Below are 13,463 nucleotides of genomic sequence, written 5' to 3'. Positions count from 1 at the left end.
CAGCAGGACTCGCACAGCCAGCTTCAACGCGGCAGGAGGGGATCGGCGTGGCGCTTACAACCGAGATAGCCGCAAATCTCTTCAGCGGAGCAATGATTGGCCTTTGCCAGCCGACCGATCCAGCTGGACAGAAGCTCATCGCGTGCCGGTAGCGGCCGACGCGGCAAGGCCTTGAGCGTCACCCGAACGTGGCGACCGGCTGGCGAGGGATGTTCCAGGCGTGCTTCGTCCATACCGGTTGCCAAGCCTGAACCGCCTCGTCGGTGATCCGTTCCTCACCGGTTTTAATCGCATCGATGGCCAGGGACTTTATCATGATGAACACGCGCGACGTGATCCCCCCAGTCAATTTCAGGATCGTTCGAAGCGACGCCAAGGTCAGACCCGAGCGTTGCTCAAGTGCCATCGCTGCGATCAGAGTCTGGATGAGGCGGGAGAACTCCACGTCGTCTTCCCAGAGCGGCAGATAGTGTTCGTCCAGCCGTCGGGCCAGTTGGTCGTCCCCCCGAACCGCCTCGAGTGCCTCGTTCACACCGAAGACGACGAGCGAGGCACAGAGATCGTTGGCCAGGAACCGAAGCATATTCAGGAAACGGCGTTGCTCACGATAGCTGCCAGCAAGCAGGTTATGAACTTCGTCGATCATCAACATCCTCAGGTCCATGTCCCGAAGATGACCTAGCGCGCGCACCTCGAGCTCAGACACGGTATGTCGGCCCCACATCGGTGCACCGATCGTCGCAAGGATGTGCTGATAGAACCGTCGCTCGTCAGGCGCGGGCGGGGCCTGAACCAGCAAGATGGGCGTCTTCGTGGCGCCCAGTTCCGCGTTGTACTGTGTCGGGTATTTGCTCGCCATGCGCTTGGCGATCATCGTCTTGCCGATGCCGGAACTGCCATAGACCATCAGGCCCAGCATCCGGCTCTGCTGCGGCATTTCCATCAGGGAGGTCAATCGGTTGAGAACGATCGCGGCACGGTCGAAGGCAATCCAGTGATCGCTGCGGATGCGGTCAATTCTTTCGTCTGGGGTCATCAAACTCATCAATCTCATAGGTTGGCAGATCAGGGTTGCCCGTGTCGATCGCGAACATTTCGCGCGACGGATCGCGGCGCGGTTGGTGCTGGGGAATCCGAGCGCCCCGCTCGCTTTCCAGCCTGGCGGTCCTCGTCTTCTGGCGCGCCGCCTCGGCAAGGCGCCGTTGCGCATCGATCACCTGGAACAGGGCCCGCTCGTCGATCCGGCCGCCATGTTTGTCCTGCCATTCTTTCCGCGCCCGCCGACTTTCCCATAGCGATATACGCGGGTGGCTGAGATCCCGGTAGCGTGCCGAGATCACGCGGCCGTCATCCGTGATGACCCAGACCTGCGACAAGTCTCGCGGATCGTATTTCACCTGTACCTTTCCCTGCCCGCGTCCGACCAACGACGCGAAGACATCACTCCAATAATGGACCCCGAAGAGCGTGATCCCGGTGCGTCCGAGCTGGCGCCACTCGAAGGGCAAGAAGCTCGTCCGAAAGGCTTCGACGTCAACGACCTGCCGCCCCGCGGTATCCCCGCCGAGGTCAGCCCAGGCAGCCAACGGCGTTCGGCCGAGGGCTTCGTGAACCGTATTGTGGTAGCGGCAGATTTCCAGATGAAGCCAATCCTCGAACTCGGTCAGTGTCAGGGCCGCATGTTTCGCGCTATCGTAGTCACCTTTCTCGACGATTGAGGACTGGGTCGTCCCGGGCAGCACATGAACGGCCCCCATGGTCGTTCCGATCAGCCGTTCGACATGGCCGCCATAATGTTTGCCGCCAAGCGGACGATACTCGACAGCAATGCCCCAATCTTCGCAGGCCATTCTGAAGGCGTCGCTGTGGAACTCCTGCGCATTGTCGACGTGGATCGCCCTCGGAATGCCAGAAGTCGGCCAAACCAACTCTTCCATTGTTCCAGGAACGTGCACCGATTTTCGGCGGACACAATGATCGAGACATAGGGCGATCGACAAGACAGATGGCTCATCGAAAGTGACATGGACCCCGAGAACGATCCGGCTCGCGACATCGATGGCCACCGTGAGATAGGGGCGCGCAAGCGGCCGGCGATCGACGTGATCGACCAACGTGATGTCCGAAGTCGTATGATCGATCTGAACGACTTCCAGCGGAGCTGAGACTTCAAGGCGACCAGGACGCGCGGCAAAGACCTTGTCAGCCTCCTCTGCCCCGCGCCGTTTCCGGAAGACCTCTCGCTGATCCATCGCGTCGAGACGGGCTTTAACCGTTTTCCGGGTCGGAGGCTGAAATCCCTTCGCTTCGCACTCGGCACGGATCTCGCGCCAGATGCGAAGAAAGCTCGAGCGCTCACGAACCAGATAGTAGCGCTGCAGACTCTCACTGATAATAAATTCGACGTCTTTGGAAATCCGCTTCGAACCACGTTTCGGCCCACGACGGTCCAACTCCAACGCCGTGGCACGTGCATCGTTCTCTCTCAGACGCCGGTATAGCGACCATGTGTGGCTTTTCGCCAAGCCGAGTTCCCAAGCGGCGTCACCGATAGCAGCGCTGATCGGCTCGCCCCTCTTCTCAAGCTCCAGGATCGGCCGAAGAACCGCTGCACGGTGTTTCGCAATACGCTCGCTGGCCACGTAAATCCCCCACCCCAAGAGGCCGACACTTATCCACAGTTCCGACCGTGCGGCAATTAAGGGTACAGTATGGTAATTAACGGTACAATATGAAAATTAAGGATGCAACCCGCCATTGATTTTGCAGGATAACTTCAGACAAGATTCTGATTAATTAGGGTACAGTGACAATGAGCCACGGGCAGACGTCGACGTCCACAGCGGTGAACAGACGGCAGACGGGCAGGGCGCTGAGCTTTCAGCTGCGAGCAGCGCCGATGGTGTCGGCCATGGCACGGTGGTCGCCTCTGCCGGTCAGGCGCTTGGCGCCAGCATGCCCGACGACGAGGACGATGGTGCGTTGAAGCCCTTGCCTGAGCGGCTGGTCATGGAGTTGACGGCGCACCGGACATTGTCACTGCGCGAAGCTGTCGGTCGTTCCCCCGACGTCGCGTTGACGCTGCTGCTTCTGAAGCTCGTGGGTGACACCTTCCGGACGTCCAGTTCGGCCGGCAGCTGCCTCGAAGCCTCGGTGCGACACGTCTACATGTCCGCGCAGGCCAGCGATCTGAAGGACAGCGTGGTGGCCAAGCTGGTAGACGATCGTCACGCCGAGTGGGAGGCCGACCTGCCGCTCGGCGACGATGCTGCTCTCTGGGACTACTTGGCGTCCCTCGATCAGGCGAGCCGGCTGTCCCTGCTCGCGCATTGCCTCAGCTTTGGGATCAACGCGTTGCATGAGAAGGTGAACCCCTATGGTGCCGGTATCTCCGCCAGCGGTTTGAACAAGCGGATGACCCAGTCCGACTTGGTCGCACAGGCGGTCGATCTCGACATGGTCGAGGCGGGTTGGGAGCCGACGGTCGATACCTACCTGAACCGCGTGCCCAAGGCCCGGATCCTCGAGGCCGTGTACGAGGCGAAAGGGGAGGGGACCGCGCAGCTCCTCGATCACCTGAAGAAGGGCGAGATGGCGACCGAAGCCGAGCGTCTGCTGAAAGGCAGCGGTTGGTTGCCGGAGGTTCTTCGCCGTCACGATCTGGCGGCACTCGACGGTGCGGAAGGGCAGGGGGCGCCTGAGCCTGTTTCTGACACCGCTCAGGCCGAGGATGTCGACCTTCCCGCCTTCCTCACCGCTGACCTGCCGGGTGATGATGCGTCGACGATGGCTGCGGAGTGATCCGCGCCATCCGAGGGCGGGCTTCCCCGCCCTCAATCACATAAAATACAATAATATCAATATGATGATATGCAAAATGACGCATTCAGGATGAGGAATCATGTCTGCAACCACCATTCTCGATACCGCGCCCCTTGGCGCGCTCATTCGCTACACCGACAACAGTCCGAAACCGCCTGCGCGGTTCACGAAGAAGCTCGCGGCCTGGGAGCGCTCGAACGGCGTCGGACGTCTCGTCAAGAAGGAGCCGCCGCGACCCTACCCCGCTCCTGACCGAGGATGCGGCCCGACGCGTGGACCTCGACGAGGTCATCCTCGTGATCGACGCGCAGATGCCGATCCGGGCAAAAAGGGTGAAGTATTTCGAGGACCCGGCTTTGAAGGTGCTGCACGCCGGTCAATCGGGAAGCTTCCCATATCCGGACGAGGAAGGCCTTCGGTGGGACCGACAGATGTCTGAGACTCAGGAAACGGTTGAGATGCTGAAGCAAGAGCTAATGGATGTGCGGGCGGCTGCAGGCGCAAATGGTTCTGGGGTAGCGACCTCACCGGCAATGGCGGAGATGCCCGCATCGAATACGCAGAGTTCCACGCCTTCGCGGCCAAATCGTGCGCGGGGTCGAGCAGCTCGCGCGGGAGCTAGTGGAGGTGGGCCAGTGCAGTTGTCATTTGATCCGGTGGGGCTGGGGCTCAAGGAGCCGGACAGGGTTGCGCTTGCCGCGGCAGTTCAGACGACGAAGGCGATTATTGCGGAGCATTCATAAAACTGGAACCGTCTATGTCTTCTTGTGGGACTGGAATGTCATAGGGCAGCGACAAGCGGACTGGAACGAAATCTCGGTTCAGCCTTCTGTAGCGCGCATCCACACCGTGCGACGGGCCTCGACCGGAGTGCCGTGCACGACCGAGTCGATTTCCATGATGCCGTAAAGCGTCGACCAGTCCATCGCCATCATGCGATAAGTGAAGTTCATCTGGACGCCGTCGACGACTGCAGTGGTGGTTCCGATCAATCGGGGAAGTTCGAGTTGCGAGCATCCTGCCGTCAACGCGACATCATCGGGGCTTAGCAACGCCTCGGGGATAGCGGGGTTGTCGGTTTCGACAGTCAACCGGGGCTCGTCCGCAAGGCGCAGGACCAGCGGCGCCTGCGCTTCTGGATGGGTCGCCTGCAATGTGTCACCCATTTGCCAGATGGTGATCGTCTCGACCTCGCCATCATCGGGAAACGGCAAGATCATGCCGCCCATCGCGGCATAGCCCGCCTGATGCTCGATCAGCCAGTCGCCGGTGAAGATTTCTTGGATGCGGGGCCAGTCTCGTTGAGTTGATGTCCCGCATAGCGGCTGGTCTTCGGCAGCGGCCGGGGAGACAAGCATGGCCACGACGAATGCTGCACCAAACCTCATGAGATATCCTTTCACGCTCGATAATCTTTCGCACTCACCGGCAACCGGCGGTGGTCAGCCGAAACGCACCGGCCTCCGTCACCTCTGCCCGTCCTTCGGCCATCAGCGCCTCGCCGATCTCGCGGAACTCTTCGTCGGCCAGTCCCAATCCGTCGAGTATCTCGTTGATGTTCGAGCGGTCCACGGTGCAGCCGGCGGCCTCGATCGTGGCGACGGTGCGTTCGGTGGGAGTTGCTCCGGCTATGGTGCAGCCGGGGGTCGTCAACCGAAAGACTCCCATTTGGGACACGTCGGCCAGACCGTCGGCGACAAGTCCCTCCCCGATTAAGCGGAAGTCCGCCCCGCTCAACCCGAGGCCGTCCAGAACATCGTTGACGTTGGAGCCATCGACGGTACAGCCGGCGGCCTCGATCGCGGTGACGGTGCGTTCCCTCGCCGTTTCGGCGAATGCCGGGGTCAACAGGCCCGCGATGCAAAATGCGAGCGGGATGGATGTTCTTGTCATGCTGGATGTCTCCTTGGGGTCGCCGGATTCAGGCCCATGTCAGCGGCAAGGGTCATGGATCGCTCCACGCCATCGGCATGGACAGGATCAGAGCCACCAGGTCGGCCTGGCGGCGGGTGCCGGTCTTGTCGAAGATGTTGCGCAGATGGAACGCCACTGTGTTGGTCGAAACCCCCAGCCGCGCTGCGACCTGGTCCCGCCTTAGCCCCTCGGCGACAAGGCGGGCGACGTCAGCCTCGGTCGGGGTCAGATCGAACAATTGTCGCAGCGCGACGGGATCGAGCGCCTCGTGGCGGTCGGGATCGCTGAGCGTGAGCATTGCGGCGGTGCCGTCCCGCGTCGGGCCCGTCCCAAGCGGACGGCCCAGCACCATCACGCGGCGCGAACCGTCATCCAGCCACAGGGCAGCACCGCTCTCGCTGCCTGACAGTATCCGTGCGAGTAACCCGGCCAATTTGCGGCCACCCTCGCCCTTCCCGGTCAAGCGCGGCTCAAGAGTGATGCCGGCATCACGCGCCAGCTCGATTGCCGCACGATTGGCATGGCACACGCCGCCTTCCACGTCCAGCAGCACGACCCCGACCGTCAGGCGGTCCAACGCGTCTGTTTCCGCCTCACGCCCGCCCGCAGACCGTAGGCGGGCCACCTGGTCGAGACGGGCCGCGATCATTGCCCGCAAAAGATCGTAGTCAATTGGCTTGGTGAGATAATCGTCGGCCCCCGCCCTGCGCCCCTCGATCATCTGCTCGCGCGACGAAAGGGCGGTCAGGAACACGAAGGGGATACCATTCAGCTCGGGCCGGGCGGACCGTAGATGGGCCAACAAGGCGCGGCCGTCCATTCCTGGCATGACAATATCGCAAAGGATGAGATCGGGGCGCCGGTCGTCGAGCCGTTCGAGAGCGTCGCGGGCATCAGCCGCCTGGATTACCTCATAGCCCGCCTCGCCCAGTTCGGCGGCGATATCGTCTCGCAGCGAAGGCTCGTCTTCGATGCACAGGATCAGGGGGGCGCTCATGCCGTCACCGCGCCAGGCAGGGTCAGCCGCGCGACCAGCCCGCCGCCGGCGCGCGGGGCAAGGGTCACGTCGCCGCCCTGGAGCCGCGCGAGATGGCGGGCGAGTGGCAGCCCCAGACCCGAACCTGGCAGATCGCGATGACGTGCCCCGCGCGCGAAGTCCTCGAAGGCGCCAGCCAGTTCTTCCGGCGTCATCCCCGGGCCTCTGTCACTGATGTCGCAGATGGCCATTTTGCCGCCAAGCATTGGCCTGACGTCGATCTCGCTGTCGGGCGAAGAGTAGAGCAAGGCGTTTCGCAGCAGGTTTGCGAGAATCTCGCCAGTGAGGACCGGGTCGCAGATTGCGGCGACCTGCCGGTTGCCGCTGCCGAGGATCACCCGGTCGGTGTCCAGCGGTCTGACCGAGCCGTGCAGGTCTTCGATGGCGGCAGCCGCGATCCTGTCCAGGTCATGGCACGCCAGTTCTGGTGCGACAGCACCCCGATCGACCCGCGCCATGAGAAGTGCCGTGTCGGTCAGCCGGACAAGGCGCGCCACCGCCTCGCGGGAGACCTCCGCCTTGGCGCGGATGATCTCGGGCGATGGCGTTCTGCCCGGCCGGGTCAGGCGATGCATCGCGCTGTCGATCACGGCAAGCGGCGTGCGCACCTGATGCGCGATCAGGTCGCTGAAGCGCCGATAGCCTTCAGAGGTCAGCCTTTCCTGATTGAGGTCACGCTCCAGTCGCTTGGCGCGCAGCTGGTCCATCCTGGCACCTGTCAGGCGCCTTTCGCGGTCGATCAGGAGCACCGCCAGCACTGCTCCGGCAATCAAGGCTCCCAGGATGGTCCCGAGCGCCAGAAGGTGCAATCGGCCCAGACTGTCCAGGCGTTCGGACTGGAGCTGCCACTCGCGCGACATGACCCTGCTCGCCTTGCCGCGAAGCGCCGTTGACAGCGCCGCCACATGCGCCGCAAGCGCCACCCGGTCGCCGCCCTCGGCCGGATCGAGGGCCAGCAACCCGTCGCGCCAGCCCATCAGGCCCTCGGCCAGCCCGGCCTCGCTGAGGAACCGCCATTGTGGTCCGTCGCGCAGAAGGTTCAGCCGCGACACCAGAAGATCGAAGCGAAGCCGGAGCTCGGTTGGGTCCGCGTCGTCCGACAGGGCCGCGGCAAGGTTCAGCGCCTCGATCTGGGTCTGCCCGAAAATCCAGGTCATGTTCTCGGTTGCCGAGATCTGCATCTGTCGCTCGATCCGCAAGATGTTGACCGCTGCGATCAGAAGAAGCCCCATGCAGGCGACGATCAGCGCGGCAAGGCTGACATAACGCAGGGGCTCGGCAAACCGCTTCATTGCACATGCAGCGCGACGAGCTGCCAGACCCATCGCATGTCATAGCGGATGTCGGCCAACACCGCGTGATCGTCGCGCGGATAGACGATCCAGACCGGCCCTTTGTCGCGTGGCGTCAGGGCGGTCCCATCCATGTAAAGCGCCGCGATCACGTCGAGCTCGTGGAAGTCGCTGACGGGAATGTCGATGACGTAATCGTTCAGCGCGCGGGCGGTCACCATCTCGCCCCGCGCGCCGGCCAGCACCAGGATGTCGCGCATCAGCACCCCTCTGAACAGCGGCCGTCCGTCGGTGACGGTCGTCGAGGTCACGATCTCGTGCCACTCCAACGCATCCAGATCGGAGCGCGATATCTCCACCTGCCCGCCATCCACCGCACCCGTCAGCGTCAACAGCGGGCTTTCCGCAATCGCTTTCGGCGCGGCAAGAACGATCATCGCCAATACGGGAATGCAAGAATAGAGGCGATGCGTAAATGTCATGAGAATCGCGCGAATAGTGAGGCCTGAATGGACGCTAGCACATATTTTTTCCGCGGCGCCCCATTCAAACGGACGGGGCGCGAAGCTGCGCGAGTGCATATCCTGCGGCTCAACAAGGAGAACGTTACATGTTCATAAACGCTTCCATGCGCCGCGCGATCGGAATTTGCGCCCTCTCCTGTCTTCTGGCGACGGCTGCCATTGCCGAGGAACCGGGCGGTCAGGTCATCGGCAGTTTCGGGGAGCAGCCGCTGGAACTGTCGATCTCGCCCGATCTTTCGGCAGCGACGATCATCGGAAGTTACGGCGACGCATTCTTTTCCGGCGTGCAGACGGAAGGCGATCAGGAAACTGTCTTCATATCGCTGATGCTGAGTGGTGAGCTGCCAGACCCCGAGGAACTGACGCTCGAAATCGCCTTCGCGCGCGACATGGGGGCCAACTGGCGAGGCGACCGTGACGGCCTGACGCTGGAACTGACGGATTTCTCTGCAACGGATGGACTCGTGAGCCTCTCGGGTACAGTGACTGGGAATGTCAGCGGCGGACCAGACTCGGAAACGCGCCCAGTGACCTTGAGCTTTGACGCACGGCTGGAGCAGGTGAACTGAACATGCGCGCGACTGCCATTGCAATGATCATGCTTGCCGCCCCCGTGGCAGCAGTGCCCGCGGATGGCGTCTATGACGGCTTCGACTGCACGGCCCCGGTCAGCGACCAGCGCGTGACGCTACAGGGCGACCGGATCGTCTATTATGAATCAAGCTGCCATCTGACCGACCCCCGAAGCGTCGAGGGTTGGGAAAACGCCACGCTCTACTGGGCCAATTGCCGGGGCGAAGGACAGGACTGGCGCGAACGCACCCTGCTGATGACGCGCATGGACGGCGATCTGATCGTGATCGGCGATGGGTGGGCGGAACGCTATGCACCCTGCCCGAACCTGCAACCGAGGCTCGACTGATGCGAAACGCAATCTTCACCGCCGCCCTCTGCGCTGCCGCACCGCTGGCGGCGGAGCCCGTCACCGTCATCGTCTTCGACGCATCCGGCTCGATGTGGAACCGGCTTGAAGGCGATCTCAGCCGGATCGAAGTGGCGCGCGATGTTATGGGCAACTACTTCGTCGACCGCGATCCCGACGCGCCCTATGCGATCGTGGCCTATGGGCACAATCGCCGTGGCGATTGCGGAGATATCGAGGTGGTCACGCCGATGGGCCTCCATATCGGCGCGGGCCAGGCCAACCGGCTGGTCGGGCTGATCCCCCAGGGCATGACGCCGCTGACCAACGCGCTGCAGGTGGCGCGCGAACAGATCCCCGACACGGCGGAGGCGGCCGATATCGTGCTGATCACCGACGGGCTGGAGAATTGCGGCGGCGATCCCTGTGCGCTGGCCACCCAATTCGCAAGCGAGGGCATCGCTCTGCGCGCGCATGTCGCGGGGTTCGGAATGGCGCCGGGTGAGGTTGGCGCGCTCTCCTGCCTGCCCGATCAGACCGGCGGATTGCTGTTCGAGACCGCAACCGGGGCGGAACTTGCCGCCGCCCTTGCGCAGGTAACGCCCGCCGAACCCGTCGCGGTCACGGTAGTAATGTCGCTTCATGCGGTCTCTGCCGAAACCGGAGCGCCGCTGGGCGCAGCCGACTGGCAGATCGCGGACGAGACTGGCGCGGTCGTCGCGGAAGGCGAAAGGAGCGATCCTTTCGACATCGTCCTGCCGCCGGGGGAATACAGCGTCGCTGCAACCGCGCCCGGCTACACCGGCAAGATGGCCCTGACCGTCCGGCCTGACATAGTTCAGCGCGTGGCCGTGCCCTTGACTGAGGATCGTCCCGAAGCATCGCTTGAGGCCCCCGAAACCGCCCCGGCGGGCGGAGCCCTCAATGTCTCGTGGTCCGGTCCCGATGCCGAGGGCGACCGGATCACGCTGGCCAGCCCCGGTGCAGCGGCGGGAGAGACATTCGCGGTGACGCTGACCCGGAACGGCAACCCCGTGACGCTGCGCCTGCCCGACGAGACCGGCCCCTACGAACTGCGTTACGAACAGAACCAGCTACAGCGCATCCTCGCCACTCGCCCGATCACCCTGACTGCGACCGAGGCCAGCATCTCGCCGCCGGACACAGCCCCCCCGGCGAAAGGTTCGAGGTCGCCTGGACCGGACCCGCCGGCCCGAAGGACGAGATCGTGCTGGCGGAAACCGGCTCGCCCGACGATGCCCGTATCACGGCAACCCTGGCGCGATGGGGATCTCCTGCAAAGCTCAAGGCACCCGACGCCGCCGGCACCTATGAACTGCGCTACCGGGTCGGCGCCTCGGGCCGCATCATCGCACGCGCGCCCGTCACCGTAGGAGCAACCGAATGATCCGCACCGTCCTTTTCGCGCTGCTCATCCTCACTGCCGGCCCGGCTGTCTCCCAACAAAACGGCGCCATCCCAAACGAGATCTGCTCTGAAGCACAGCGGGGCGCGGACAAGCTCGATCTGCGGCGCATCGGACCGCTGCTGGAAGGCAGCTGGACCGAGACTGCCGTGGGCATCGGAGCCACAGTGGGCGTTCACAGGAACGCTCTCGAGATCGTCTACGACCGGATGCGCAACAGGCTCTACATCGCCGCTGACGGGATGCAGATCGAACTCGTCCCGGTACGGGGTGGCAACAGGGAGTTGCGCTATGATTTCGTCAAGGGCGCGCCGATGGACCCGAGCATGTTCGCGATCGAGCCTGATGTGGTCGAATGGACCTTCGTGCTTGGATGCGACATCGGCCTTGCCCCGCAATTCTCGTGGCACATCGGCAGCGGCGCACGGCGTGCGGACGGCATCATCAGCTTCTTCTCCGAAACCGAGGCGATGGGGACGAAATGGAACTCGGGCAGAGGCGCCCGCGAAGTCAGCCTGAGCAAGAGGTAGTTGCCATGAAAAGACTTTTCCTTACACTTGGCCTTGTCGCCACTCCGGCCGTTGCGCTGGATTCCGTCGGTACCGTGACGGCCTATCTTGATGGCGCAGACCGGACGTGGGAGGTGCTGCGGATGGACGACGGTGCGACCATGGTGCAGGTCAACGACATCGGCCCCCTGACCATGATCGACATCAACGCCATGGGGGACGGACATTTCCACATCAATCTGATTTTCGAAGGGGAGCCTTCGGCCGACACGGCCCCCGCGGGCATTACCATCGACATCCGTCCCGAAGGTGTCACTGGCCCCGGTTGGCAGAGCGATGGGGCGCCGCACCCGCCCAAGCTTATGCTCGAACGGCTCGACCTCGATGATTCCGGCCGGATGGAGGCCAAATTCGTCGCCTCCCTCTGCCGCAGCGATGCGCCGACAACATGCAAATTCGTGGAGGGCTGGATCGACACAGACCTAGGGATGCCGTGAACCTGCCGGATTTGCTCGCTGATCCCTTCCGCGTCTTGCAGCAGACGGACGCCGTGCTCGAGATCGAATACCGGCCCATCCGCCGCGCCGCGATCGCGGTCGGCGCGATCCTGTTGGCTGCTGCCATGGGCCTTGCAGCGCTTGCGGATGGCGCCATCGGGACGGGGATCACGGTTCTGGCGATGACGGCGCTGATCGGCGGCCTCATCTTGCGCGAGACGGCGGTGGTGACGCAACTGCGCCTCGATCGTGCGGCAGGTCATGCGCAGTTGCGGGTGACGCGCCTGCAGGGACGAGAGAATAGAACGGTTCCACTGGCACCGTCCTTGCGGGTCGAACCGCGCATCGGCTACGGCAGTTCTGCGGGAACTGACAGGGCCGAGCTTGTTCTCGTCACAGCCAACGACAGCTCCCGGCTTAAAATCCAGATCCCGACGGGCCGTGCGGACCGCGAGGACGTGGCCCGGATGGCTGCCGAGATCACGTCATGGTTGTCACGAACCTCGGAGGACCGGCCATGATGGCGAGGCTGAACACCCCCGAGCGGTTCGAGATCGAACTGGCCATTCCCCGTTTCATTCTTTGGTTCGTGATGCTGCCGGTGATACCGGTTACGATTTTCGGGCTTGCCCATCTGCTCGGCGGCGAGGTGATGACCGGACTCATCCTTCTGCTCGGCCTCAACGGCGCGTTCTATCTGGGCTACGCTGCGCTGACCGAGCGCACGGTTCTGATAATCGACAAGCCGAGCGGGCTGGTGACGGTCAGACGCGCCTCGCGGTTTCGCGCGCGATCGGACACCTATCCTCTGGATGCGCTGGACAGCGCCGAACTCGAGCGCACTCATACCTCCGCCGAGGAGCGGGCGACCTCGAAGGTCATGCTGGTGTTCCGCAACACACGTCCGGCGACACGGATTGCGCTGTCGGGCTGGGGCGTGTCCGGCGATGGACCGGGCAGGATCGCCAACGAAACCAACGACTGGTTGCGGCGAAGCGTGTTTTCCCCAAACGACCCATGATCGGCAACGGAGCCACTTGATGTCCGTCGTCAGATGATTTGGAACACGAGGGCCTGATCGGGAACGGAGGGCCTGGCTCGTTAGGGTTTCAGTCTATGCCGCGTTCTGGCGATGCAGCAAGCGGCGCTTCTCGATGGTCGTGGCTTTGATCTCCCATCGTCGTTGCAGGATGGTTTCCGCCCAGCCGTGATAGACGTCGGCAGGGGTGAGATTTCCGAGGCTCTCGTGGTAGCGGTGATGGTTGTAGGCGTCGATTAAGGTCGCTATGGCCTCCTCGATGGCGCCGGGCAGGTAGTAGTTTTCGAGCAGGATGCGGTTCTTCAGTGTCTGGTGCCAGCGCTCGATCTTGCCCTGGGTCTGAGGGTGCCGGGGAGCGCCACGGATGTGATCTATGCCTTTGTCCGCGAGCCAGTCGGCCAACTCGCCGGAGATGTAGCTCCGTGCCGTAGCACGTCGGGAAGAAGCGCTGCCGAGAGGTTATGGCCACGCGCGGAGCCCTC

Annotated in this window: 14 protein-coding genes and 4 pseudogenes; 10 read left to right on the top strand and 8 right to left on the bottom strand. The window is 63.3% G+C overall.

The genetic code is table 11. From position 1 onward, the window contains the following. Window positions 1–178: 178 nt before the first annotated feature. Together IE266_RS26110 and IE266_RS26105 are read right to left on the bottom strand one after the other, a co-directional pair. Window positions 179–1,036, bottom strand: coding sequence for a TniB family NTP-binding protein (locus tag IE266_RS26110; RefSeq protein WP_229864519.1), 858 nt, complete (start codon window positions 1,034–1,036; stop codon window positions 179–181). Beyond that, window positions 1,014–2,642: a TnsB C-terminal domain-containing protein gene (locus tag IE266_RS26105; protein WP_189683079.1), complete on the bottom strand. Its 1,629-nt coding sequence runs from the start codon at window positions 2,640–2,642 to the stop codon at window positions 1,014–1,016. Before IE266_RS26105 ends, IE266_RS26110 begins: the two co-directional genes overlap by 23 nt. A 166-nt stretch (window positions 2,643–2,808) precedes the next feature. Between IE266_RS26105 and IE266_RS26100 the strand changes: the two are divergent. The 3 pseudogenes from IE266_RS26100 to IE266_RS26095 form a co-directional block, all read left to right on the top strand. Continuing rightward, window positions 2,809–3,801 (top strand): annotated as a pseudogene (locus tag IE266_RS26100) (DNA-binding protein); the annotation flags it as partial. Window positions 3,802–3,901: 100 nt separating this feature from the next. After that, a pseudogene (locus tag IE266_RS27365) lies at window positions 3,902–4,066 on the top strand (UCP036055 family protein); the annotation flags it as partial. Then, window positions 4,059–4,565: pseudogene (locus IE266_RS26095) on the top strand (type IV secretory system conjugative DNA transfer family protein); the annotation flags it as partial. The pseudogenes IE266_RS27365 and IE266_RS26095, both read left to right, overlap by 8 nt. A gap of 78 nt (window positions 4,566–4,643) precedes the next feature. On the opposite strand, the gene IE266_RS26090 reads toward IE266_RS26095, so the two are convergent. Genes IE266_RS26090 through IE266_RS26070 form a run of 5 tightly spaced genes read right to left on the bottom strand, consistent with a single transcriptional unit; the run spans window position 4,644 to window position 8,546 of the window. Continuing rightward, window positions 4,644–5,210 (bottom strand): hypothetical protein, encoded by a 567-nt coding sequence (locus tag IE266_RS26090; RefSeq protein ID WP_189683078.1) that lies wholly within the window; start codon window positions 5,208–5,210, stop codon window positions 4,644–4,646. Between the two features lie 34 nt (window positions 5,211–5,244). After that, entirely contained in the window at window positions 5,245–5,715 is a 471-nt protein-coding gene (locus IE266_RS26085) for a hypothetical protein (RefSeq protein ID WP_189683077.1), read from the bottom strand. 52 nt (window positions 5,716–5,767) lie between these two features. Next, window positions 5,768–6,733, bottom strand: a complete 966-nt coding sequence (locus IE266_RS26080) for a response regulator (protein ID WP_189683076.1) — start codon at window positions 6,731–6,733, stop codon at window positions 5,768–5,770. Beyond that, window positions 6,730–8,004, bottom strand: a complete 1,275-nt coding sequence (locus tag IE266_RS26075; RefSeq protein WP_189683075.1) for a sensor histidine kinase — start codon at window positions 8,002–8,004, stop codon at window positions 6,730–6,732. The genes IE266_RS26080 and IE266_RS26075 overlap by 4 nt, the downstream gene beginning before the upstream one ends. Window positions 8,005–8,060: 56 nt before the next feature. Further along, window positions 8,061–8,546: a putative pterin-binding protein gene (locus IE266_RS26070; protein WP_189683074.1), complete on the bottom strand. Its 486-nt coding sequence runs from the start codon at window positions 8,544–8,546 to the stop codon at window positions 8,061–8,063. Between the two features lie 128 nt (window positions 8,547–8,674). On the opposite strand from IE266_RS26070, the gene IE266_RS26065 reads away from it, so the two are divergent. Genes IE266_RS26065 through IE266_RS26035 form a run of 7 tightly spaced genes read left to right on the top strand, consistent with a single transcriptional unit; the run spans window position 8,675 to window position 12,963 of the window. Further along, complete coding sequence (locus IE266_RS26065; protein ID WP_189683073.1) at window positions 8,675–9,157, top strand: hypothetical protein; 483 nt, start codon at window positions 8,675–8,677, stop codon at window positions 9,155–9,157. A gap of 2 nt (window positions 9,158–9,159) precedes the next feature. After that, window positions 9,160–9,510: a hypothetical protein gene (locus tag IE266_RS26060; RefSeq protein ID WP_189683072.1), complete on the top strand. Its 351-nt coding sequence runs from the start codon at window positions 9,160–9,162 to the stop codon at window positions 9,508–9,510. Beyond that, a complete protein-coding gene (locus tag IE266_RS26055; RefSeq protein ID WP_189683071.1) occupies window positions 9,510–10,904 on the top strand; it encodes a vWA domain-containing protein in 1,395 nt (464 codons plus the stop codon). Before IE266_RS26060 ends, IE266_RS26055 begins: the two co-directional genes overlap by 1 nt. 10 nt (window positions 10,905–10,914) lie before the next feature. Beyond that, the gene (locus IE266_RS26050) at window positions 10,915–11,466 is read left to right on the top strand and encodes a hypothetical protein (protein ID WP_189683070.1); all 552 of its coding nucleotides are present in this window, start codon (window positions 10,915–10,917) and stop codon (window positions 11,464–11,466) included. 5 nt (window positions 11,467–11,471) lie between these two features. Next, window positions 11,472–11,942, top strand: a complete 471-nt coding sequence (locus IE266_RS26045; protein ID WP_189683069.1) for a hypothetical protein — start codon at window positions 11,472–11,474, stop codon at window positions 11,940–11,942. Further along, window positions 11,939–12,463 carry a hypothetical protein gene (locus IE266_RS26040; RefSeq protein WP_189683068.1) on the top strand — a complete coding sequence of 175 codons (525 nt, stop codon included), beginning with the start codon at window positions 11,939–11,941 and terminating at the stop codon, window positions 12,461–12,463. The genes IE266_RS26045 and IE266_RS26040 overlap by 4 nt, the downstream gene beginning before the upstream one ends. Continuing rightward, window positions 12,460–12,963 (top strand): hypothetical protein, encoded by a 504-nt coding sequence (locus IE266_RS26035; RefSeq protein ID WP_189683067.1) that lies wholly within the window; start codon window positions 12,460–12,462, stop codon window positions 12,961–12,963. The genes IE266_RS26040 and IE266_RS26035 overlap by 4 nt, the downstream gene beginning before the upstream one ends. A 93-nt stretch (window positions 12,964–13,056) precedes the next feature. Here the strand turns inward: IE266_RS26035 and IE266_RS26030 are convergent. Continuing rightward, window positions 13,057–13,401 (bottom strand): annotated as a pseudogene (locus IE266_RS26030) (integrase core domain-containing protein); the annotation flags it as partial. Window positions 13,402–13,463: the final 62 nt, after the last annotated feature.

It is taken from the genome of Seohaeicola zhoushanensis, assembly GCF_014656415.1.
In the GTDB taxonomy this organism is placed as follows: Bacteria; Pseudomonadota; Alphaproteobacteria; order Rhodobacterales; family Rhodobacteraceae; genus Seohaeicola_A; species Seohaeicola_A zhoushanensis.
The sequence above is the reverse complement of the archived record's forward strand: the minus strand, read 5'-3'. Positions and strand labels throughout refer to the sequence as shown.

Excerpts from the sequence above, each read along its gene's own strand:
- IE266_RS26080 (WP_189683076.1), bottom strand. The coding sequence starts at position 6,733 with ATGAGCGCCCCCCTGATCCTGTGCATCGAAGACGAGCCTTCGCTGCGA.
- IE266_RS26110 (WP_229864519.1), bottom strand. The coding sequence starts at position 1,036 with ATGACCCCAGACGAAAGAATTGACCGCATCCGCAGCGATCACTGGATT.
- IE266_RS26090 (WP_189683078.1), bottom strand. The coding sequence starts at position 5,210 with ATGAGGTTTGGTGCAGCATTCGTCGTGGCCATGCTTGTCTCCCCGGCC.
- IE266_RS26035 (WP_189683067.1), top strand. The coding sequence starts at position 12,460 with ATGATGGCGAGGCTGAACACCCCCGAGCGGTTCGAGATCGAACTGGCC.
- IE266_RS26060 (WP_189683072.1), top strand. The coding sequence starts at position 9,160 with ATGCGCGCGACTGCCATTGCAATGATCATGCTTGCCGCCCCCGTGGCA.
- IE266_RS26070 (WP_189683074.1), bottom strand. The coding sequence starts at position 8,546 with ATGACATTTACGCATCGCCTCTATTCTTGCATTCCCGTATTGGCGATG.
- IE266_RS26065 (WP_189683073.1), top strand. The coding sequence starts at position 8,675 with ATGTTCATAAACGCTTCCATGCGCCGCGCGATCGGAATTTGCGCCCTC.
- IE266_RS26050 (WP_189683070.1), top strand. The coding sequence starts at position 10,915 with ATGATCCGCACCGTCCTTTTCGCGCTGCTCATCCTCACTGCCGGCCCG.
- IE266_RS26085 (WP_189683077.1), bottom strand. The coding sequence starts at position 5,715 with ATGACAAGAACATCCATCCCGCTCGCATTTTGCATCGCGGGCCTGTTG.
- IE266_RS26075 (WP_189683075.1), bottom strand. The coding sequence starts at position 8,004 with ATGGGGCTTCTTCTGATCGCAGCGGTCAACATCTTGCGGATCGAGCGA.
- IE266_RS26055 (WP_189683071.1), top strand. The coding sequence starts at position 9,510 with ATGCGAAACGCAATCTTCACCGCCGCCCTCTGCGCTGCCGCACCGCTG.
- IE266_RS26045 (WP_189683069.1), top strand. The coding sequence starts at position 11,472 with ATGAAAAGACTTTTCCTTACACTTGGCCTTGTCGCCACTCCGGCCGTT.